16 protein-coding genes and 1 riboswitch are annotated in these 23,136 nt (G+C 52.4%); of the genes, 15 read left to right on the forward strand and 1 reads right to left on the reverse strand.

Annotation, left to right across the window (positions count from 1 at the left end):
• Positions 1-78 precede the first annotated feature (78 nt).
• Complete coding sequence (pyk, locus tag ACRQV7_RS07040; RefSeq protein ID WP_444659963.1) at positions 79-1,836, reverse strand: pyruvate kinase; 1,758 nt, start codon at positions 1,834-1,836, stop codon at positions 79-81.
• 256 nt (positions 1,837-2,092) lie between these two features.
• Here pyk and ACRQV7_RS07045 point away from each other — a divergent pair, with 256 nt between their 5' ends.
• The 15 genes from ACRQV7_RS07045 to ACRQV7_RS07115 all read left to right on the forward strand — a co-directional run bounded on the left by ACRQV7_RS07045 (position 2,093) and on the right by ACRQV7_RS07115 (position 23,066).
• Complete coding sequence (locus tag ACRQV7_RS07045; protein ID WP_444659964.1) at positions 2,093-2,908, forward strand: M15 family metallopeptidase; 816 nt, start codon at positions 2,093-2,095, stop codon at positions 2,906-2,908.
• A gap of 102 nt (positions 2,909-3,010) precedes the next feature.
• Positions 3,011-3,214 (forward strand): 50S ribosomal protein L31, encoded by a 204-nt coding sequence (gene rpmE / locus ACRQV7_RS07050; RefSeq protein WP_444659966.1) that lies wholly within the window; start codon positions 3,011-3,013, stop codon positions 3,212-3,214.
• A 78-nt stretch (positions 3,215-3,292) separates the two neighbouring features.
• On the forward strand, positions 3,293-3,916 hold the full coding sequence (locus tag ACRQV7_RS07055) for a YigZ family protein (RefSeq protein WP_444659967.1): 624 nt from the start codon (positions 3,293-3,295) through the stop codon (positions 3,914-3,916).
• Positions 3,917-3,992: 76 nt separating this feature from the next.
• Positions 3,993-4,991, forward strand: coding sequence for a deoxyguanosinetriphosphate triphosphohydrolase (locus tag ACRQV7_RS07060; protein ID WP_444659969.1), 999 nt, complete (start codon positions 3,993-3,995; stop codon positions 4,989-4,991).
• Between the two features lie 25 nt (positions 4,992-5,016).
• Positions 5,017-6,783, forward strand: coding sequence for a DNA primase (dnaG, locus tag ACRQV7_RS07065; protein WP_444659971.1), 1,767 nt, complete (start codon positions 5,017-5,019; stop codon positions 6,781-6,783).
• A gap of 12 nt (positions 6,784-6,795) precedes the next feature.
• Entirely contained in the window at positions 6,796-7,890 is a 1,095-nt protein-coding gene (gene rpoD / locus ACRQV7_RS07070) for an RNA polymerase sigma factor RpoD (RefSeq protein WP_275717779.1), read from the forward strand.
• Positions 7,891-7,903: 13 nt separating this feature from the next.
• Positions 7,904-8,335 carry an RrF2 family transcriptional regulator gene (locus tag ACRQV7_RS07075; RefSeq protein ID WP_038323928.1) on the forward strand — a complete coding sequence of 144 codons (432 nt, stop codon included), beginning with the start codon at positions 7,904-7,906 and terminating at the stop codon, positions 8,333-8,335.
• 281 nt (positions 8,336-8,616) lie between these two features.
• Positions 8,617-12,375: a DNA-directed RNA polymerase subunit beta gene (rpoB, locus tag ACRQV7_RS07080; protein ID WP_444660249.1), complete on the forward strand. Its 3,759-nt coding sequence runs from the start codon at positions 8,617-8,619 to the stop codon at positions 12,373-12,375.
• Positions 12,376-12,392: 17 nt separating this feature from the next.
• Entirely contained in the window at positions 12,393-15,935 is a 3,543-nt protein-coding gene (gene rpoC, locus ACRQV7_RS07085) for a DNA-directed RNA polymerase subunit beta' (protein ID WP_444659973.1), read from the forward strand.
• 164 nt (positions 15,936-16,099) lie between these two features.
• On the forward strand, positions 16,100-16,537 hold the full coding sequence (gene rpsL / locus ACRQV7_RS07090; protein ID WP_275717781.1) for a 30S ribosomal protein S12: 438 nt from the start codon (positions 16,100-16,102) through the stop codon (positions 16,535-16,537).
• Positions 16,538-16,686: 149 nt separating this feature from the next.
• Positions 16,687-17,157: a 30S ribosomal protein S7 gene (rpsG, locus tag ACRQV7_RS07095; RefSeq protein WP_038323934.1), complete on the forward strand. Its 471-nt coding sequence runs from the start codon at positions 16,687-16,689 to the stop codon at positions 17,155-17,157.
• 71 nt (positions 17,158-17,228) lie between these two features.
• On the forward strand, positions 17,229-19,310 hold the full coding sequence (fusA, locus tag ACRQV7_RS07100) for an elongation factor G (protein WP_444659976.1): 2,082 nt from the start codon (positions 17,229-17,231) through the stop codon (positions 19,308-19,310).
• A gap of 102 nt (positions 19,311-19,412) precedes the next feature.
• Positions 19,413-20,618, forward strand: a complete 1,206-nt coding sequence (gene tuf, locus ACRQV7_RS07105; protein WP_444659978.1) for an elongation factor Tu — start codon at positions 19,413-19,415, stop codon at positions 20,616-20,618.
• Positions 20,619-20,840: 222 nt separating this feature from the next.
• Positions 20,841-22,085, forward strand: a complete 1,245-nt coding sequence (locus ACRQV7_RS07110; RefSeq protein ID WP_444659980.1) for a CapA family protein — start codon at positions 20,841-20,843, stop codon at positions 22,083-22,085.
• A gap of 41 nt (positions 22,086-22,126) precedes the next feature.
• Positions 22,127-22,255: riboswitch (FMN riboswitch) on the forward strand.
• Positions 22,256-22,430: 175 nt separating this feature from the next.
• The gene (locus ACRQV7_RS07115; protein ID WP_275717785.1) at positions 22,431-23,066 is read left to right on the forward strand and encodes an ECF transporter S component; all 636 of its coding nucleotides are present in this window, start codon (positions 22,431-22,433) and stop codon (positions 23,064-23,066) included.
• Positions 23,067-23,136 lie beyond the last annotated feature (70 nt).

Below are 23,136 nucleotides of genomic sequence, written 5' to 3' on the forward strand. Positions count from 1 at the left end.
GTTTTCCCCACAGTGTCAGGCTGTTTTTGTATCTTTCAAATACGAAACCTCAGGCTTTTTTGAGGCTGAGCGGATGGCTTACAGCGTACATTTTTCAATTCCGCTGAACACAATGCCGCGGGACGCGTCCAGCGTGACCGTCGTGCCGCTCTTTAAAATCTGCACCGCGTTTTCCGCCGCGACGATCACCGGCTTGTCCAGCGTCAGCCCGACAATCGCCGCGTGAGAGTTCATTCCGCCGAATTCGGTGATGATTCCCGCAGCGCTTTTTATGATACGGAGAATTTTGTTGCTGGTCTGCGGAATGACGAGGATATCGCCGTCCTTAAAATTTTTCAAAGCCTCGTCTTCGTCGGCACAGACGCACAGGTTGCCGCAGACGGCGCCCTTGGTAACGCCGATGCCGGACACCAGCACGTCGCCGACCAGCTGGACCTTCAGAAGATTGGTGGTGCCGGAAACGCCGAGCGGTACACCGGCGGTAATCACCACGAGGTCGCCGTTTTTGACAAGGCCCTGACTGCGGGCAACGTCGACTACGTGATCGAACAGTTCGTCGGTGTTGTCCTTTTCGTCCATCATAATCGGCACCACGCCCCAGGAAAGATTCATCTGGCGCTGGACGGTGGGATCGGTGGTTCCGCTGATGATCGGGCATTCGGGGCGGTACTTGGAAATCATGCGGGCCGTTCTGCCGGATTTCGTTACGGTCATAATCGCGACCGCGCCGAGGTCCTGAGCGGTTGTACAGGTTGCGTGGGAGATCGCGGAGGTGACATTGGGCTGTTCGGTGAAATCGCGTTTTTCAAAGCGGCCCTTGTAATCGATATCCTGTTCGGTGCGCTCCGCAATGATCGCCATGGTCTTCAAAGCCTGAATCGGGTAGTTCCCCGCGGCGGTTTCACCGGAGAGCATGATGGCGCTGGTTCCGTCGTAAATGGCGTTTGCAACGTCGGTAGCTTCCGCACGCGTCGGGCGCGGATTCTTGATCATGGAATCCAGCATCTGAGTCGCCGTAATGACCTGCAGCCCGGCATTGTAAGCCTTTTTGATCAGCTTTTTCTGAATGACGGGGATTTCCTGAAGCGGAATCTCTACGCCGAGGTCGCCTCTGGCGACCATGATGCCGTCCGATACCCGGATAATATCGTCAATATTTTCCACGCCGTCAGAATTCTCGATTTTCGCAATGATGCGGATTTTATGGCAGTTGTGCTTTTCCAGCTCCGTTCTCAGGTCGATGATGTCTTTTGCGCTGCGCGTAAAAGAAGCGGCGATAAAGTCAAAATCCTCCCGTACGGCGAAGGCAATATCTTCCTTGTCCTTTTCGCTGATAAACGGAAGGGAGAGCCTGATGCCCGGTACGTTGATTCCCTTATGGGCCGAGATGGTCCCGCCGTTGACGACGCTGCAGTGGATGTCGGTTTCGGTGCAGGAAAGTACTTTCAGCTCGATCAGGCCATCGTCGATCAGAATTCTGGCCCCGGTGGAAACCTCCAACGGAAGCCGCTCAAAGGTGATGGAAGCAATGGTTTCATCACCGACAATATCCCGGTTGGTCAGCGTAAAGCTTTCGCCGGTTTTCAGTGTAATTTTTGGCTGATTAAAGTCCCTGACACGGATCTCAGGCCCTTTGGTGTCGAGCAGAAGCGCGACGGGAATCTTGAGTTCGCTGCGCAGCTTTTTGACCGCGTCCGCGCGCACCTTCTGTTCCGCAGAGGTCTGATGGGAGAAGTTCAGTCGGGCGACATCCATGCCGGCGAGCATCAGCTGCCGCAGTACATCGATATTATCTGTCGCAGGGCCGAGAGTACATATGATTTTGGTTTTTCTCATGTTCTAAGACTCCAATCCTAACGTAAAAATAGAAATCAAAAATTTCACCCAGTATATATGATATTATATTTATCACCATAAATCAAATGAATTGTCAGATATTGTATACAAGCCTGAAATTGAGAAAGCGGTTGAAATTATTTGATTTAAGTTATACAATGATATCATTATAAGAAAGCTGCCGGTTTTCCATCCGCAAAGGAAAATCGGTTTGGCGGATTGCGGTAAAGCGAACCGTAGAAAAGGGGGCGGCTCATTGCGCAGACGCGGAGAAAAAATCATAAAAAGCCGCACCGGCTGGCGGAATGCCGATCAGGTGCGAAAAATAAAAATCGTTATGACCGTCATTGCGGTCATCGTCTGTATTTCGGTTGCCTCGGGAGCCATTCTGGTGTGGGCCCAGCTCAAGCATCCGTTCACGAAACCGGCGTCCGCTTCGGTTTCCGGTACGGTCGAGGAAACCTCTTCCAAAAGCGGGGCGCTGCCTGTCTACGACGATTCCTATAATCTAATGGTGGTAAACGCGTCCACCCCGATCAAGTCTGATTTTCAGGTTCAGCCCGGGCAGCTGGAGGGAATCACCGTCGATACCAGAATCGTTCCCGCGCTCCAAAAAATGATGGACGATGCGAAATCCGCGGGATGTCCCCTGAAGCTGACAAGGGGCTATGTGGACGCGAAGGAGCAGGACAAGCTCTTTGCCGCCGCCGTACAGGATCTGGTGAAGAATCAGGGTTTTACGCAGGTACGGGCGGAAAATCAGGTGCAGAATACCGTCGGGCGCGGAGGGTACAATGAAAATCAGACCGGCATGGCGGTGGAGTTTGCGGCGGAGGGAGAAACCGCGGGTACTGATTTTTCCACTACACCGCAGTATAAATGGCTTGTCAAGAACAGCGTGCAGTACGGTTTCGTGCTGCGGTACACCGAAGCAAAGACCGCGATCACCGGTGTGGCGTTCAGCCCGCGTCATTTTCGGTATGTCGGCAGCGGCAACGCCGTAAAGATGCGGGAATATTCCATGTGCCTGGAAGAATTTGCGGCGTATATCCACAAGCAAAGTCCGAAATAAGCAGAAATATTCCTGAAATACGATTTTTTACTTGCAATTTTGGAATCTCTATGGTAAAATTCAAATGTTAAATTGCAGTTTGGTTGAAAGAGGTGACAGGTAATGAAGGAAAATATACATCCCAAGTATAAAGAGACTACGATCACATGCGCATGCGGGAATGTTATAAACACAAAGTCCACGAAGGAAAACATCCGCGTTGAAATATGCTCCAAGTGCCACCCGTTCTTTACAGGTAAGCAAAAGCTTGTTGATACAAGCGGACGTGTTGATATGTTTAAGAGGCGTTACGGTATGGGCAAGTAATTGACACGATTGAGTTTTCTTGGATTAGCTTAGGCGGCGCAGGCTTTCTGCGCCGCTTATTTTTTGTGGAGGATGCCCGTGGTTGAGTATCGAACGGTTAAAAAGGAAGCCCTTGCAGAGTTTGTCGAGAGGCGCTCGCGCTTTATCGGCTGCGTAAAGCCCGTAAAAACCGAGGAAGAGGCGGTTTCATTCATCAATTCCATAAAATCCAAAAACTGGAACGCGTCCCATAACGTCTACGCGTACTCGCTCCGCCAGGGACAGATCAGGCGCTATTCGGACGACGGCGAGCCGCAGGGCACGGCGGGAATTCCGGTGCTGGACGTGCTGATGAAGTCCGGCGTGGTGGATACGGCGGTCGTCGTCACCCGGTATTTCGGCGGGATTCTGCTCGGCGCCGGGGGCCTTGTGCGGGCCTATTCCCACGGGGCGTCCATCGCGCTGGAGCAGGCCGGAATCATTACGATGAGAACCTGCCTGACGGTCGAGGTTTGCTGCGATTACAATCAGTACGGCAGAGTAAGCGCGCTGATACCGGAAAGCGGCGGGACGGTGGACAATGCGGAGTTTACCGACTCTGTAAGGCTATCTTTTCATATGAGCGACGAAGATATGCGCTCCTTTGAACAAAAACTGGCCGATGCCACCTGCGGTCAGTGCAGGGCGGAGGTCACAGGAGAAAAGTTTTTTAAATTTTCCTGAGAATTGAAGGAATTTTGTATCATCCTGCGTATATCTATATGAAACCCAAAGGATTATAGAAACAGGCGGTGATATGATGACAGTCCGTGAACGTACACAGGAGATTGAAGAACAGACCCTTTCGTCCTATGCCGCGCTTTCCAGGAATACGCTGGGCAGGGATGTTCCCGAGGAGGAGTGCGATCTGCGCACGCCCTATCAGCGGGACCGGGACAAAATCCTTCACTGCAAGTCTTTTCGCCGGCTGAAGCATAAGACGCAGGTCTTTCTTTCCCCGGAGGGGGACCACTACCGCACGCGCCTGACCCACACGCTGGAGGTTTCACAGATTGCCCGCACCATAGCAAGGGCGCTCCGGCTGAACGAAGATCTGACGGAGGCGATTTCCCTCGGCCATGATCTGGGGCATACGCCGTTTGGCCACGCGGGGGAACGGGCGCTGGACCAGCTTTGTCCCGGCGGGTTCCGCCACTACGAGCAAAGCGTGCGTATCGTGGAAAAGCTTGAGAAAAACGGCGCCGGGCTCAATCTGACAAAAGAGGTGCGCGACGGAATCCTGTGCCATACCAAGGGCAGGGAAGCAATGACGCTCGAGGGAAGGGTTGTCCGTACGGCGGACCGGATTGCCTACATCAATCACGATATGGACGACGCCGAACGGGCGGGGGTACTGCTGGAAAGCGATATTCCGAAAGACATCAAATCCGTTTTGGGCGTACGGCGGACGGAAAGAATTGATACTCTGGTCCATTCCGTCGTGAACAACAGCCGGAACGGGGAAATCAGAATGGACCCGGGGGTTCAGGAGGCCTTTGACAGGCTGCACGATTTTATGTTTGAGTCCGTCTACCTGAATCCTTACGCAAAGGCGGAAGAGAAAAAGGTTCCGAACCTGATCGGCTCGCTGTACAGCTATTATCTGCAGCGGCCCGAGCGTTTCCCGCCCGATATGTGCCTGACTGCGGAGCAGGACGGAATCGAGCGCGCCGCGTGCGATTATATTGCGGGGATGACCGATCATTTTGCGGTCCAGCTGTTTCAGGATATTTATGTGCCGAAATCCTGGAAAATATAAATTTGAATAAAAATGAGGTGACGATATGCCATTGCCGGAAGCTTTTATGCAGGAGTTGAAGGCGCGCTGCGAAATATCCGAAGTCGTCGCTTCTTATGTCAATCTCAGGCACAGCGGCAGGAATCTGGTCGGACTTTGTCCTTTTCACAATGAAAAGACGCCGTCCTTCAACGTGTATCCGGAAAACGGTTCGTTTTACTGCTTTGGCTGCGGTGCGGGCGGCGACGTCATTACGTTTGTCCGCCGCATTGAAAATCTGGATTACATGGAGGCGGTTCGCTTTCTGGCGCAGCGCGCCGGGATTCAGGTGCCGGAAAACCAGGTCGACGACGGCATGGCCAGGCTGCGGGCGCGTATTCTGGAAATCAACCGCGAGGCCGCGCGGTACTATTATTCGATATTAAATTCAGAGCAGGGGAAGGCGGGAATGGATTATCTGAACCGCCGCGCCTTATCGCCCAATACGATCCGCCATTTCGGACTGGGGTACGCTCCGGCTTCCCGTTACTCTCTGGTGGGATATCTGGAGAAGAAGGGTTATACACAGAACGAAATGATTCTGGCCAATGTCGCTTTCAAGGGCAGGTCGGGACAAGCTGTGGACCGCTTTTTTTCGCGGGTGATGTTCCCCATCATCGATCTGAGGGGGAACGTGATTGCCTTCGGCGGCCGCGTGCTGACCGATGAAAAGCCGAAATATCTCAATACTTCGGACACGCCCGTGTTCAATAAAGGCAATTTTCTGTTCGCGCTGAATTTTGCCAAAAACAGCGGCACCGAGCAGCTGATCCTGTGTGAGGGCTACATGGACGTGATTTCCATGCATCAGGCCGGGTTCACCAATGCGGTCGCCACGCTGGGCACGGCGCTGACGCCGAATCAGGCCCGCCTGATGGCGCGGTATACGAAAGAAGTGGTTCTTTCCTACGATTCCGACGAGGCGGGGCAGAAGGCGACCGCGCGCGCCATCCCGATTCTCCGCGAAGCGGGGCTGCTTGTGAAAGTGCTTACGATTTCCGGAGGAAAGGATCCGGACGAATACATACGATCGAACGGCCAGAACGGCCGGGTGAAATTCAAGCAGCTGATTGACGCCAGCGGAAACGACGTGGAATACCGTTTGCAGAAAATCCGGCAGGGCTGCAATATTCAGACGCCGCAGGGCGGGGTAGATTATCTCACGGGTGCTTCCGCGGTGCTGGCGACGTTGGACAACCCGATTGAGCAGGAGGTATACGCGGGAAAGCTTGCGGAGGAAATCGGAATTGAGCGTACGGCCATTTTGCAGCAGGTACGGAAGAACCGCTCGAAACTGAAAAAGAATCAGGAGCAAAAGGCGTTCAGGGCGTTCCAGCAGCAGTCGGCGGGTGTGCGCGACAGCATTAATCCCGAAAAAGTGCAGCATTTAAGGGCTGCAAGCGCGGAAGAGGCGCTGATTGCGTATATTGTTCAATACCCTGAGAACGCTATAGCAATAGAAAGGCTGTTGCCGGCCGAAAAATTTGCGACAACGTTTAACCGCCGTGTATATGGGACAATAATGGAAAGAATTAGGAATGCTAAGGCGGTCAGCCTTACAGATATAGCGGAAGAGTTCTCCGTGGAGGAGATTTCTTCCATTGCCAAGATTTTTGCGAAATTTCACGGTGTTTCCGTCACGATGCGGGACGCAGAGGAATATATCGATGTTATTCAGCAGGAATATGAAAAAATGAGCGTAGAAAACGTAAATTCAGCAGAGCCGCAGGAGATACAGGATTACCTGCAAAAGCTGAGGTCACAGAAGAAATAGGGGGACTAATTTATGGGAGCACCGGACAAGAAAACAGTGATCAGGGAATTGATCGAGCAGGGAAAGAGCAAAGGACAGCTTTCGACCAAGGAAATTCTGGATGCAATCGGAGAACTGGATTTTGAACCCGAGCAGATCGAAAAATTCTATGATACGCTGGAAGCACAGGGTGTGGAAATTATTGAAGACTTTGCCGACGCGGCGCTGGATGATCTTGATTTTAACACGCAGGTGGACGAAAACGAAGACATGGAATCTGCGCTCAGCACGGAAGGAATCGCGATCGACGACCCTGTCAAGGTTTACCTGAAAGAAATCGGCCGGGTTCCCCTTTTGACGCCGGAGGAGGAAATCGACCTTGCCATCCGTATTTCCGACGGGGACGAGACCGCAAAAAAGCGCCTTTCCGAAGCAAACCTCCGCTTGGTCGTCAGCATTGCGAAGCGCTATCTGGGGCGCGGCATGCAGTTCCTGGACCTGATTCAGGAAGGCAACTTAGGTTTGATTAAGGCGGTGGAAAAATTCGATTACTCCAAGGGCTTTAAATTTTCCACCTATGCGACGTGGTGGATCCGCCAGGCGATTACCCGCGCCATTGCCGACCAGGCAAGGACCATCCGCATCCCGGTTCACATGGTGGAAACCATTAATAAGGTAAAGAAGGTCTCCAGTCAGCTTCTGCACACCAACGGCCACGAGCCGACCGCCGACGAGATTTCCGAAGAGCTGGATATGCCGGTGGACAAAGTGCGTGAAATCATGCGCGTCGCACAGGAGCCGGTTTCTCTGGAAACGCCGATCGGCGAGGAAGAGGACAGCCATCTCGGCGACTTTATTCCGGACGACGACGCCCCGGCGCCGGCGGATGCCGCTTCCCACACGCTTTTGAAGGAACAGCTTGCCGATGTGCTCGACACGCTGACCCCCAGGGAGGAAAAGGTGCTCCGTCTGCGCTTCGGTCTGGAAGACGGCCGTTCCCGCACTCTGGAGGAAGTCGGAAAGGAATTCAATGTTACCAGAGAGCGTATCAGACAGATTGAGGCGAAGGCTCTGCGCAAGCTGCGCCATCCAAGCCGCAGCAAAAAGCTGAAAGATTTCCTGGATTAAGGGGATGACTGCAATGGTCATGACACTGGAAGCCGATTACGCCGTCAGGATTGTGGAAATGCTGGCGGTATCCAATCAAAAAATAGACGCGAGGTCCATTTCCGACCAGGCCCATGTGCCTTTGCGGTTTGCGCTGAAAATTCTGCGCAAGCTGGTGGCGGGCGGCCTGATCGTCTCGTACAAGGGTGCGCACGGGGGCTACATGCTTGCGCGGGAACCCGGCAAAATCACCCTGCGGGAAGTGATTGAGTCGGTCGAAGGCCCGTATATGATCAGCCGATGCCAGCAGGACGAGTACGCCTGCCAGCATAACACCTGCTGTAAGGTTCATCAGATCTACGACGAGATTTCGTCCATTGTACGTAAAAAACTGGACTCCTATACCTTCGATTCCCTCAGCAATGGCGACACAGGCGATATCATGGGGAAAAAAGGGGAAAAATGAACATAAAAAAATCCGGCGGCTGTTTAGTCGTCGGATTTTTACCGTTTCAATAATAAATTTGTAAAACATGGCTTGACAAACACAATATATTGTAATAAAATAATATACTGCATCATCATGGAAACATATACTCATGTCTATCTTGCTCTATCATATCACAACAATTTCAAAAAGGCAAGAGGTTCCCATGAAAACCTTCCAAAAGGGGAGATGGATGCGGCTTATTTTTGTGCTTTATTTATTGCGAAGATGGTAAATATATGAATGGAGTGATCGAGCCAATGGTGAATGTCAAACCGGTGCAAGTAGGCAAAAATGTTCGCATGAGCTTCGCGCGTATTGATGAAGTCTTGGACATGCCAAACCTGATCGAGGTACAGAAGAATTCCTATCAGTGGTTTCTTGACGAAGGCCTCAAAGAGGTTTTCAAAGATGTTTCCGGGATTACTGACTATACCGGCAATCTTGTGCTGGATTTTGTGAATTACAAACTGGACGACGACAAACCGAATTACAGTGTGGAAGAATGCAAAGAGCGCGACGCTACCTATGCGGCCGCTCTGAGAGTTACCGCCCGCTTGCTCAACAAGGAAAGCGGGGAAATAAAAGAATCCGAGGTTTTCATGGGCGACTTCCCGCTCATGACGGACAGCGGAACTTTTGTTATCAACGGCGCGGAACGCGTGATTGTTTCCCAATTGGTCCGTTCACCCGGCGTTTATTATAAAATGGAATATGACAAGACGGGCAAGGAACTGTTCAGCTCCACCGTTATCCCGAACCGCGGCGCGTGGCTGGAATATGAAAACGACGCCAACGACGTTTTCTATGTCCGTATCGACAAAAACAGGAAAATTCCGGTAACGGTCTTTGTCCGCGCGCTCGGCCTTGGAACCGACGAGGAAATCCGCGAATATTTCGGCGACGACGACCGTATGAACGCCACTATTGAAAAAGATCCCTGCAAAAACACCGAAGAGGCTCTTTTTGAAGTATACAGAAAATTAAGGCCAAGCGAACCGCCGACGATTGAGAGCGCTCAGTCCCACATCAACGGCCTGTTTTTTGATGCCCGCCGCTACGACCTTTCCCGTGTCGGCCGCTACAAATACAATAAGAAGCTGAATCTTGCCGGACGCATTACCGGCCAGAAGCTTTCCCGTCCCATTGTCAACCCGCTTACCGGCGAGTTGATGGCGGAAGCGGGTGAAATTCTTTCTCATGACAAGGCGCACGAAATTGACGACGCCGGCGTGTCCATCGCGTTCGTCAATGTCAACGAGCGCGAGGTAAAGGTGATTTCCAACGGCATGGTTGACATCAACAACTTTGTCGAGTTCGACGCGAAAGCCGAGTGCGAAATCAACGAGAGAGTGCGTTTCAGCGTGCTGGCTGAAATTCTGGATTCCTGTTCCTCCGACGAGGAACTGAAAGAAACCATTAAGACCAGAGTGGATGAGCTGATTCCGAAGCACATCATTATCGACGATATTTTCTCTTCGATCAACTATATGAACTGCCTGGCCATGGGCCTCGGCAATCTTGACGATATCGACCATCTGGGAAACCGCCGTATCCGTTCGGTCGGCGAACTGCTTCAGAATCAGTTCAGAATTGGTTTTTCCAGACTTGAGCGCGTTATACGTGAAAGAATGACGTTGCAGGCACAGGATTTGGAAGTCCTGACCCCTCATTCCTTAATCAATATCCGTCCCGTTGTGGCGGCGATCAAGGAATTCTTCGGTTCCTCCCCGCTGTCGCAGTTCATGGACCAGACGAACCCGCTTGCGGAGCTGACGCATAAGCGCCGTCTTTCCGCCCTGGGTCCCGGCGGCCTGTCGAGAGACCGCGCGGGCTTCGAAGTCCGTGATGTCCACTACAGCCACTACGGACGCATGTGCCCGATTGAAACGCCGGAAGGTCCGAACATCGGACTGATTTCCTATCTGGCGACCTTTGCCAGAATCAATGAGTACGGCTTTATTGAGGCGCCGTTCCGCCGCGTGGATAAAGCGACCGGCTGTGTTACCCGAGAAGTGGTTTATATGACCGCGGATATTGAGGACGATTATATCGTTGCGCAGGCGAACGAACCGCTCGACGAGCAGGGCCGTTTCAAAAATGCCAAGGTCAACGCCCGTTACCGCGACGAGTTCCTTGAAATTGAGCGCGAAAAAGCGGACTATATGGATGTTTCGCCAAGGATGGTTGTTTCCGTCGCCACCGCGATGATTCCCTTCCTGGAAAACGACGACGCTAACCGCGCGCTGATGGGTTCCAACATGCAGCGGCAGGCGGTTCCGCTTCTGAAAACCGAATCTCCGATCGTCGGAACCGGCATGGAATATAAAGCCGGCGTCGACTCCGGCGTATGCGTGATCGCCAAACACTCCGGTGTTGTCCGCAGCGTAAGCGCGGATGAAATCCGGGTGACCTGTGACGACGGCAGCGTCGAAATTTACCATGTTACTAAGTTTATGCGTTCCAACCAGGGAACATGTATCAATCAGGTTCCCGTTGTCGATGTCAACCAGAGAGTGGAGGCCGGTTCCGTCATTGCTGACGGCCCCGCGACCAAGGACGGCGAAATCAGTCTGGGCAAAAACGCCCTGATCGGCTTTATGACATGGGAAGGCTACAACTACGAGGATGCTGTTCTCATCAGCGAAAAGATTGTCCGCGACGATGTTTACACTTCCATCCATATTGAAGAATACGAAATTGAATCCAGAGACACGAAGCTCGGGCCGGAGGAAATCACAAGGGATATTCCGAACGTGAACGAGGATCTGCTTCACGACCTGGACGAAAGCGGAATCATCCGCATCGGCGCCGAGGTGCGTGCCGGTGATATTCTTGTCGGTAAGGTCACGCCGAAGGGCGAGACGGAGCTGACCGCCGAAGAGCGCCTGCTGCGCGCCATCTTTGGTGAAAAGGCCAGAGAGGTGAGGGACACCTCTCTGAGAGTGCCTCACGGCGAATACGGTATCGTGGTCGATGTAAAGGTATTTACCCGCGAAAACAGTCACGACGAGCTCAGCCCCGGCGTCAACAAGGTTGTCCGCTGCTATATTGCCCAGAAGCGTAAAATTTCCGTGGGAGATAAGATGGCCGGCCGCCATGGCAACAAGGGCGTTGTTTCCCGTATCCTTCCAGTGGAAGACATGCCTTTCCTGCCGGACGGCACCCCGCTCGACATTGTTCTGAACCCGTTGGGCGTTCCTTCCCGTATGAATATCGGACAGGTGCTCGAGGTTCACCTCGGCTATGCCGCAAAGGCGCTCGGCTGGAAGATCATGACCCCGGTATTCGACGGCGCGCATGAGGACGACATTGTCGAATGCTTTAAGAAGGCCGGCATCAGCGAGGACGGCAAGACCGTTCTGAAGGACGGCCGTACCGGCGAGTTCTTTGACAACCCGGTTACCGTCGGAATTATGTATTACCTGAAACTGCACCATCTGGTTGACGATAAAATCCATGCCCGTTCCACCGGCCCTTATTCCCTTGTCACGCAGCAGCCACTGGGCGGCAAAGCGCAGTTCGGCGGCCAGCGTTTCGGCGAAATGGAAGTCTGGGCGCTGGAAGCTTACGGCGCGGCGTATACCCTGCAGGAAATTCTTACCGTCAAGTCCGACGACGTCGTGGGCCGCGTAAAGACCTACGAAGCGATCGTGAAGGGCCAGAACATTCCGAAGCCGGGCGTTCCGGAATCGTTTAAGGTTCTGATTAAGGAACTGCAGTCCCTGGGCCTTGACGTCAAGGTGCTGAACCGGAACAACGAGGAAATCGATCTGAAGCAGAACTTTGACGATGACGACGACATGGGCTTCAATCCTTCGGACGAAAGCTTTGACGAGCCGAATGTTGCCGACGACCTTGAGGGCTATTCGGTGGAGGACACGGATGACGACGAAAGCCTGTTTGACGACGTGGACGACTATATTGAAGACGACACCAGCGATGACAGTGATGAGGAAGATGAATTTGATAAGGACGAACCCTTTGACCTTAATTCTGACGGCAGCGACGAAATATAATAGAATGGGGTTGCAATATGGAATTTAATGTTTTTGAATCAATCAAGATCGGACTTGCTTCACCGGAAAAAATCAGAGAATGGTCCCATGGCGAAGTAAAAAAACCGGAAACGATCAATTATCGTACCCTCAAGCCCGAACGCGATGGTCTTTTCTGTGAACGTATCTTCGGGCCCCAAAAGGACTGGGAATGCCATTGCGGAAAGTATAAGAGAATTCGTTATAAAGGGAAGATTTGCGAACGCTGCGGCGTTGAAGTAACCCGGGCGAAGGTTCGCCGCGAGCGCATGGGCCACATCGAGCTGGCCGCTCCTGTTTCCCACATCTGGTATTTTAAGGGGATTCCGTCCCGAATGGGACTGATCCTTGATATATCGCCCCGTATGCTGGAAAAGGTTCTGTATTTCGCACTGTATATCGTAACGGACCCCGGCAACGTCCGCGAGCTGCAGAAAAAGCAGCTTCTGAACGAAAAAGAGTACCGCGATATGCGTGAAAAGTATGAAGACGACTTTGAAGCCAGCATGGGTGCCGAAGCGATCAAAAAGCTTCTGGCGGAAATCGACCTCGACGTTGTTTCCGAAGAGCTCAAGTCGGAGCTTGCCGGCGCTTCCGGCCAGAAGCGTGTCCGCATTCTGAAACGTCTGGAAGTGATCGAAGCCTTCCGCCTTTCCGGCAACCGTCCGGAATGGATGATCCTCGATGTGGTTCCGGTCATTCCGCCGGATATCCGTCCGATGGTACAGCTCGACGGCGGCCGTTTCGCAACGTCCGACTTAAACGACCTCTACCGCCGTGTAATCAACAGAAACAACCGCCTGAAAAGGCTTTTGGAGCTCGGCGCTCCCGATATCATTGTCCGCAACGAAAAGCGCATGCTGCAGGAAGCCGTCGACGCCCTGATCGACAACGGCCGCCGCGGCCGTCCGGTAACCGGACCGAACAACCGTCCGCTGAAATCCCTTTCCGACATGCTGAAAGGCAAGCAGGGACGTTTCCGCCAGAACCTTCTGGGCAAGCGCGTCGACTATTCCGGCCGTTCCGTTATCGTGGTAGGCCCGGAGTTGAAAATGTACCAGTGCGGCCTTCCGAAGGAAATGGCGCTGGAGCTGTTCAAGCCTTTCGTCATGAAACGCCTTGTGGAAACCGGCGCCGCCGGAAACATCAAGGCCGCCAGAAAAGCGGTGGAGCGCGCGAAACCCGAGGTTTGGGACGCGCTGGAAATCGTCATCAAGAACCACCCGGTTCTGCTGAACCGCGCGCCTACGCTGCACAGACTCGGTATTCAGGCGTTTGAGCCGGTACTGGTTGAGGGCCGTGCCTTAAAGCTGCATCCGCTGGCCTGTACGGCTTATAACGCGGACTTCGACGGCGACCAGATGGCTGTTCACGTTCCGCTTTCCGCAGAGGCGCAGGCTGAGGCCCGTTTCCTGATGCTGGCCGCAGGCAATCTGCTGAAGCCTTCCGACGGACGCCCCGTTACCGTTCCTACACAGGATATGGTGCTGGGTTCCTATTACCTTACTTTGGAAAAGGACGGGGAACCCGGCGAAGGCAAAGTATTCAGAGATTATAACGAAGCCATTATGGCCTATGATTCCAAGATCGTCGGCCTTCACGCTAAGATCAAGGTCCGCAGAACAATGGAAATCAACAGGGAAGAGGTTTCCCGGCTGGTGGACACCACCGTTGGCCGTATGATCTTCAACAGGCCGATTCCGCAGGATCTGGGCTACGTCGACCGTTCCAATCCGGATAACCTGTTTAAGTATGAAATCGATTTTCTGGTCGGCAAAAAGCAGCTGGGCGCCATTATTGACAAATGCATCAAGGCGCACGGCACCGCTCAGACGGCCGACGTGCTGGACAGCATCAAGGCGCAGGGCTATAAATACTCCACCCTGAGCGCGATTACGGTCGCCGTCAGCGACGCGACGATTCCGCCGGAGAAAAAGCAGATCATTGAAACCGCCGAAAAGCAGATCGATAATGTTGACGGCCAGTTCAAGATGGGCCTTCTTTCCGACAATGAGCGTTACAACGCGGTTTTGAAAACCTGGGCAAAGGCGACGGAGGATGTTTCCGTTGCGCTGCAGAAGAACCTGGACCGCTACAACCCGATTTTCATGATGGCGGATTCCGGGGCCCGTGGCTCCATGAGCCAGATTCGCCAGCTGGCCGGTATGCGCGGACTGATTGCCAACACATCCGGTAAAACCATTGAAATTCCGATCAGGGCCAACTACCGTGAAGGCCTGAACATTCTGGAATACTTCATTTCCTCCCGCGGCGCCAGAAAGGGCTTGGCGGACACCGCTCTGAGAACGGCCGACTCCGGCTACCTGACCCGCCGCCTGGTCGACGTTTCCCAGGACGTCATCATTCGTGAGGACGACTGCGGCGCAACCGACGGCCTTGAGGTATACGACATCCGCGAGGGCAAGGAAGCGATCGAGACCCTTCATGAGCGTCTGCTCGGGAGATATCTTGTCGATGATTTTGTCGATAAGAAGACGGGCGAAGTCCTTGTTTCCAAGGATAAGCTGATGAACGACCAGGACGCCGACGTGATTGTCAAGAGCGGCGTAGAGCATATTAAAATCCGTTCCGTGCTGAACTGCTGCGCGAAGCACGGCGTCTGCAAGAAATGCTACGGCGCGAACCTTGCGAACGGCCAGACGGTCGCGGTCGGCGAAGCGGTCGGAATTATCGCGGCGCAGTCCATCGGCGAGCCGGGCACACAGCTGACCATGAGAACCTTCCACACCGGCGGTGTCGCCAGCTCGGAAGATATTACACAGGGTCTGCCGCGTGTTGAAGAGCTTTTCGAAGGCCGCAAGCCAAAGCATCTTGCCATTATCAGTGAGATAGCCGGCTCAATTTCCTTTGAGGAGATCAAGAAGAACCGCCATGTCGTCGTGACGAACTCCGAAACGGGCGATTCCAAGTCCTACCTGATCCCGTACGGCTCCCGCGTGATTGTCGCGGAAGGTCAGCTGATCAAGGCTGGAACAAGGGTGACCGAAGGCTCCGTCAATCCTCACGACGTTCTTGCAATCAGCGGTACCCACGCCGTTCAGGACTACCTCATTGAGGAAGTCCAGCGCGTTTACCGGATGCAGGGCGTTGATATCAACGATAAGCATATTGAGGTCATTGTCCGCCAGATGATGAAGAAGGTCAAGATCGAGGACTCCGGTGATACCACGCTTCTGCCGAGCTCGCTGATTGAGAAGGCGGAGCTGGAAACAGAGAACCAGGTCATCCGCGACCGTATCAAAAACGGCGAGACGGACTTGAGAGAAGCTACCGCTTCACCGGTTCTGCTTGGTATTACAAAGGCTTCGCTCGCCACCGATTCTTTCCTGTCGGCCGCCTCCTTCCAGGAGACGACGCGTGTCCTGACCGACGCCGCAATCAAGGGAAAGGTCGACCCGCTGCTCGGACTGAAGGAAAATGTCATTATCGGCAAGCTGATCCCCGCCGGTACGGGTATGAAATGCTACAGCGACGTGAGGATAGAGCCCGTAAATCAAGACTTGACAAACGACGCGGTGTAGCCTTATAATAAACAATTGTGATGGTTTACTGATTGAGCGCTTCATTCCTGTTCTGAGGCTGATCCTTCAGGACAGGAATAAGTTGTTTAAAGATTATTTTACTGTTACGGCGGATATACTATCTATTCGCTTAACATAATAAAATTGATGTGAGGAGGTGTCTTATGCCAACATTTAACCAGTTAGTCCATACGGGCAGAGAAGTTGCTGTAGCAAAGGCGAAAGCCCCTGCGCTTTTGAAGGGCTGGAATTCCAAGAAACGTATTTCCATTGATCAGGATTCCCCGCAAAAACGTGGTGTCTGCACAACGGTAAAGACCGCGACTCCGAAGAAACCGAACTCCGCGCTCAGAAAGATCGCCAGAGTCAGGCTTTCCAACGGAATTGAAGTCAGTGCTTATATCCCCGGTGTCGGCCATAATCTTCAGGAACACAGTGTCGTGATGATCCGCGGCGGCCGTGTGAAGGACCTGCCTGGCGTGCGTTACCACATTATCCGCGGTACGCTTGACGCGCAGGGTGTAGCACAGCGTATGCAGGCTCGTTCCAAGTATGGCGCAAAGCGGCCGAAGGCCGGCGCGGCGAAGGCTGCGAAAAAATAAGGTAGTTTAAATTGACAGAAACCGAACGGCTGCATGTTTTGAAACAGAATGCAGCGGCGTTTTTCATATAGAAACGCCTCTGTGTTGGCCACGGGAGTTTGTCGCTTTCGAGTACCTGTGATATCATTTATGTGAAGGAGGGAAGTAAAGTGCCAAGAAGAGGTAATATCGCAAAACGTGACGTTTTGCCCGATCCACTGTATAATTCCAAGCTTGTAACACGTCTCGTCAATAATATTATGGTCGACGGTAAGAAGGGCGTAGCCCAGAAGATCGTTTATGGCGCATTTGATATTATTAACGAGAAAACAGGGAAAGAGCCTTTGGAGGTTTTTGAGGCCGCTATGGAAAATGTTATGCCGGCCCTCGAAGTCAAAGCCCGCCGTGTCGGCGGTGCAACCTACCAGGTTCCTATGGAGGTTCGCCCTGAAAGAAGACAAACATTAGGCTTACGTTGGATAACCAACTATTCAAGACTTAGATCTGAGAAGACGATGAGAGAGAGACTTGCCGGTGAAATTCTTGATGCTGTAAATGGTGCTGGCGGCGCTGCCAAGAAGCGTGACGATACGCATAAGATGGCGGAGGCCAATAAGGCATTTGCTCATTACAGATGGTAATCCAACACATGTTGGTCTGTTACCTGAAATAGTGTACAAATCCCAACATCTCAGACTTTAAGGAGGAAACTATGCCAAGGCAGGTATCACTTGAATTAACCCGCAATATCGGTATTATGGCGCACATTGATGCCGGTAAAACAACAACAACGGAACGTATCCTGTATTACACAGGGATTAACCATAAGATTGGCGAAGTGCATGATGGTGCTGCGACCATGGACTGGATGGTGCAGGAGCAGGAGAGAGGGATTACCATTACCTCCGCTGCGACTACCTGCTTTTGGAAGGGCCACCGGATCAACATCATTGACACCCCTGGCCACGTTGACTTTACCGTGGAAGTTGAGCGTTCGCTGCGCGTGCTCGACGGTTCGGTAACGGTTTTCTGCGCCAAGGGCGGTGTTGAGCCGCAGTCGGAAACGGTTTGGCGTCAGGCTGAGGAATATCATGTCCCCCGTATGGCTTATGTAAATAAAATGGACATCATGGGCGCGGATTTCTATCGTGTTGTCCAGATGATGAAAGATCGGCTGAAGTGCAATGCCGTGCCGATCCAGCTCCCCATCGGCAGCGAGGATACCTTTAAGGGCATCATCGACCTTGTCGATATGAAGGCTGATATTTACTACGACGATATGGGCAAGGACATGAAAGTGGAGGATATCCCGGAGGATATGCTCGAGCTTGCCAACAAGTATCATACCGAACTGATTGAGCATGTTGCGGAGCAGGACGATGCTCTGATGGAAAAATACCTGAACGGGGAGACCCTCACGAAGGAAGAAATCATATCTACAATCCGTAAATCCACGATTGCCAACCATATGGTTCCCGTCACCTGCGGTACTTCTTACAGAAACAAGGGCGTTCAAAAGCTTCTCGACGCTATTATCGCTTATATGCCCGCTCCGACGGATGTCCCCGCGATCAAGGGTGTCAATCCGGAAACCGGCGAGGAACAGGACTGCCATTCCAGTGACGAAGAGCCGTTCGCCGCTCTGGCGTTTAAGATTGCCACGGATCCGTATGTCGGAAAGCTGTGCTTCTTCCGCGTCTACTCCGGCTCCATTCAGGCCGGCTCCAGCGTTTACAACTCGACCAAGGATAACAACGAACGTCTGGGCCGTATTCTTCAGATGCACGCCAATCACCGTCAGGATATCGACGTTGTTTATGCCGGTGATATTGCGGCTGCGGTTGGTTTGAAAAACACCACCACAGGTGATACGCTTTGTGATGAAAAGCATCCGGTTGTTCTTGAATCCATGGAATTCCCGGATCCGGTTATTGAAGTCGCAATTGAGCCGAAGACAAAGGCCGGCCAGGAAAAAATGGGCATTGCCCTCGCAAAGCTTGCGGAAGAAGATCCTACCTTTAAGGCATATACCAATGAGGAAACGGGTCAGACGATCATCGCGGGCATGGGCGAGCTTCACCTTGAGATCATTGTCGACAGACTGCTGCGAGAGTTCCATGTGGAAGCGAACGTCGGCAAGCCGCAGGTATCCTATAAGGAAACCATCCGCGGAAATGCGGACGTCGACACCAAGTATGCCCGTCAGTCCGGCGGCCGCGGCCAGTACGGCCACGTTAAGATCCGCATTGAGCCGAATCCGGGCAAAGGCTACGAGTTTGTCAACGCCGTCGTCGGCGGCGCGATCCCGAAGGAATATATCCCTGCCGTTGACCAGGGTATTCAGGGCGCTATGCTCACCGGCGTTCTCGCCGGCTATCCGGTAGTCGACACCAAGGTAACCCTTTACGATGGCTCTTACCACGAGGTCGACTCCTCCGAAATGGCGTTTAAAATCGCCGGTTCCATGGCTTTCAAAGAGGCTATGAGAAAGGCGAATCCGGTCATTCTGGAACCGATCATGAAGGTTACCGTTACCGTGCCAGAGGAGTACATGGGCGACATCATCGGCGATTTGAACTCCCGCCGCGGCATGATCGAAGGCATGGATGCGATTCCGGGGGCAGAGCAGATCAGGGCGCATGTTCCGCTTTCTGAAATGTTTGGCTACGCAACCGATATGCGTTCCAAGACACAGGGCAGAGGCCAGTACGTCATGGAACCCGCCACTTCTACGGAAGTGCCGAAGTCGGTTTCGGAAAACATTATTTCTTCACGCAGCAAAAAGTCCGAATAACTTGTAAAAATACGCTTGATTTTTATTGATGTTATTGATAAAATGATAGGCATAGCTGAATCGTTAAAATTATTATCGTGTAAATAAAAAGGAGGAATTCCAATGGCAAAAGCAAAATTTGACAGAACAAAACCCCACGTAAACATTGGTACTATCGGCCACGTTGACCATGGCAAGACCACGTTGACCGCGGCGATTACCAAGGTCCTTAACTTCAGCGGTGAGGCTGATTTCGTTGACTATGCAAATATTGATAAGGCTCCTGAAGAGAGAGAGCGCGGTATTACCATCAATACTTCTCACGTTGAGTATCAGACGGCTGCCCGTCACTATGCTCACGTTGACTGCCCGGGCCACGCCGACTATGTAAAGAACATGATCACCGGCGCTGCACAGATGGACGGTGCTATCCTTGTTGTTTCCGCTGCTGACGGCCCGATGCCGCAGACCAGAGAGCACATCCTTCTGGCCCGTCAGGTTGGCGTGCCTTATATTGTTGTATTCATGAACAAGGTCGACCAGGTTGACGATCCCGAGCTCCTTGATCTTGTTGAAATGGAAATCCGTGACCTTCTGAACGAGTACGAGTTCCCGGGCGACGACACACCGGTCATCCGCGGCTCCGCCCTTGAAGCTCTCGAATCCAAATCTACGGATACGGACGCACCGGAGTACAAATGCATTCATGAGCTGATGGACGCTGTCGACAGCTTCATCCCGACTCCTGAGCGTAAATCCGACCTTCCTTTCCTTATGCCTGTTGAAGACGTCTTCACCATTACCGGCCGTGGTACTGTTGCTACCGGCAGGGTCGAGCGCGGTATGGCTAAGGTCGGCGAAGAAGTTGAGATCATCGGTCTGACCGAAGAGCGCAGAAAGTCCGTTATCACAGGTCTGGAAATGTTCAAAAAGACCCTTGACTTCGCAGAGGCCGGCGATAATGTCGGTGTTCTTCTCCGTGGTATCCAGAGAACGGAAATTGAGCGCGGCCAGGTTCTTGCAAAGCCGGGAACCATTCATCCGCACACAAAATTCCGCGGCCAGGTTTACGTCCTGACCAAGGATGAAGGCGGCCGTCATACTCCTTTCTTCAACAACTATCGTCCTCAGTTCTATTTCAGAACCACAGACGTTACAGGTGTTATCTCTCTTCCGGAAGGCACTGAGATGTGCATGCCCGGCGATAACGTCGAAATGGACGTTGAGCTGATCACTCCGATCGCTATTGAAGAGGGCCTCCGCTTCGCTATCCGTGAAGGCGGCCACACAGTTGGCTCCGGCGTTGTTATCAAGATCAACGCTCAGTAATCTGTGACTCTTGTTTGTTAAGGCCTTGCCCGAAAGGGCAGGGCCTTTTTGTGTTTTGAACGGGTGTGTTTGTGCGGGTAAAAAGTAGCTTTCTGCCGGCAGCCATGTTATAATGTAGAAAAATAAAACGTGAATTCAATAAAATATCGCATTTTTATTGAAGAAAAACATACTGAACCGCCTGGCGGGGAAGTATTCAAATCACTATTTAGGGGTTTTTATATGAAGAAGGATCAAAACAATCTATCCCGGGTCGTTTTCCGTGTGTGTCTGGCTGTGATTCTGGCAGGCGCCTGTGTTGCCTCCATGGTCTTATTCCTGCAGAATCAGGGAAAGGGGAAAGCGCCGTCCGGCGCATCCGCGCCGGTGCATGCGGCGGCTTCGTCGGAAGCGGTCTCAAAAGCGGAGTCAAAACCGGTTCAAAAGCCGGTTTCCATTACGATTCTGGGCGTCGGCGACGACCTGATTCACGATGTGATCTATAAGCAGGCGCAGAGCCGGACGGGAGGGAAGGGCTTTGATTTTTCTCCGGTTTATACGCGCATAGCGGCGGATATCAAGAACGCGGACATCTCCGTCATCAATCAGGAAACACCGATTGCGGGAAAAATCGCGCCGCCGTCGGGTTATCCGCGCTTCAACTCACCTACGGAATTGGGGGACGAGCTGGTCAATCTGGGGTTTGACGTCATTAATCACGCCAACAACCATGTTTTGGACAAAAACGAAGCGGGCCTTGCCGCCACACTGGACTACTGGGCGACCAAACCGTCCGTAAAGGTCGTGGGCGCCTACCGCGATGAGGAAGATTTGCAGAATATCCGGATCGTGGAGTCGAAGGGAATCAAAACCGCCCATATCGGCATTACGGAAATGACAAACGGGCTTTATCTTCCCAAAAATTCCAAATACCGGCTGATTTACGCAAACGAAACCGAACTGATAGAAAAACTGATCAAAAAAGCAAGATCAATGGCGGACGTCGTGGTTATCTCCGTGCATTGGGGAAATGAGAATACCTATACGCTTTCGGACAAGCAGAAAACGCTTGCGCAGAATATGGTCGATTGGGGAGCGGATATCATTTTCGGAAATCACCCCCATGTTTTGCAGAAGCTGACGGTCCTGACCCGGAAGGACGGGACGCAGTGCCCGGTCATTTTTGCGTTCGGCAACCTTGTTTCCGCCCAGCAGAGCGGGGACAATATGGTCAGCGGCATTCTGACCGTTACAATGACCAAGGATTTTACAACGGACAAAACGACCTTTACGGATATGAAATTCAAGCCGATCGTCACGCACTACGGCAAGGGATGCGCAGGCATTACGATCTATCCGCTTAGTCAGTACACGGATGCTCTGGCCACCGTTCACGGCGTAAAGCGTTATACTCCGGCGTTCAGCCTGAAATACATCAACAATATTGTCAATCAGAGTATTCCAAAAGAATATCTGCAGAAAGATTGACACACAATTTTCATAGTGCTATAATAATATAAATTAAATAAAGTTGTCTTCGGGGCGGGGTGTAATTCCCCACCGGCGGTAAAGCGGCGTAAGCCGACGAGCCCGCGAGCGAAAGCTGATTTGGTTTGATTCCAAAGCCGACGGTATAGTCCGGATGGAAGAAGATTGCGCGTATTTGCGTATGCTTTCGTCCCGCAGTTTTTACTGTGGGACTTTTTTTTCGTTGGCAACTAAGAAAAGGAGTTTTTAAATGAGGAAGATGAAGTAACCCGCGTGTTCCCTGCATCCTTTTCACTCCGCTTTAGTGCCGAAGCGAAAATACTTATGAAGAAGATAGGAGAAATCATGAATACGATTACAAATGAAAAAAAGTCAGCGAAATTATTGGATACCAGAGGCATCGCGCAAATCGGAATTCTGTCCGCAATCGCCGCCGTCCTGATGGTCGTGGAAATACCGCTCTGGTTTGCGCCCAGCTTTTATAAAATCGATCTGAGCGAGCTTCCCGTTTTGATCGGAAGCTTTGCCATGGGCCCCTTTGCCGGCGTTGTCATTGAACTGGTCAAGATATTGCTCTACCTTATCATTCACGGAAGCTCGACGGGCGGAGTCGGCGATATCGCGAACTTTATCATCGGCTGTTCGTTTGTCATTCCCAGCGCATTGATCTACAGACACCATAAGTCGAAGAAAAGCGCGCTGATCGGTATGGCGGTCGGTACGTTTACGCTGATTGTGGCGGGAAGCCTGCTGAACGCTTTTGTGCTGCTGCCGTTTTACGCCAAGGTGTTTAATATGCCGCTGGACGCGCTTGTCGCGATGGGCCACGCGGTCAATCCTTCCATCAACGATCTTACATCCTTTGTCATGCTTGCGGTAGCGCCGTTCAACCTGCTGAAGGGGGTGCTGGTCTCCGCTGTGACCATGCTGACCTATAAGCGTGTCAGCCCGATTCTGCACAACAGAATCGGCAGAAGATAATTCTTTATTGAAACCGTACAGTTTATCCCCAGTCAGGGACATGCACTTTGCCTATTTTTGTTCTTTACGA

Source organism: Caproiciproducens lactatisolvens (assembly GCF_052443335.1).
Classification (GTDB): Bacteria; Bacillota; Clostridia; order Oscillospirales; family Acutalibacteraceae; genus Caproiciproducens.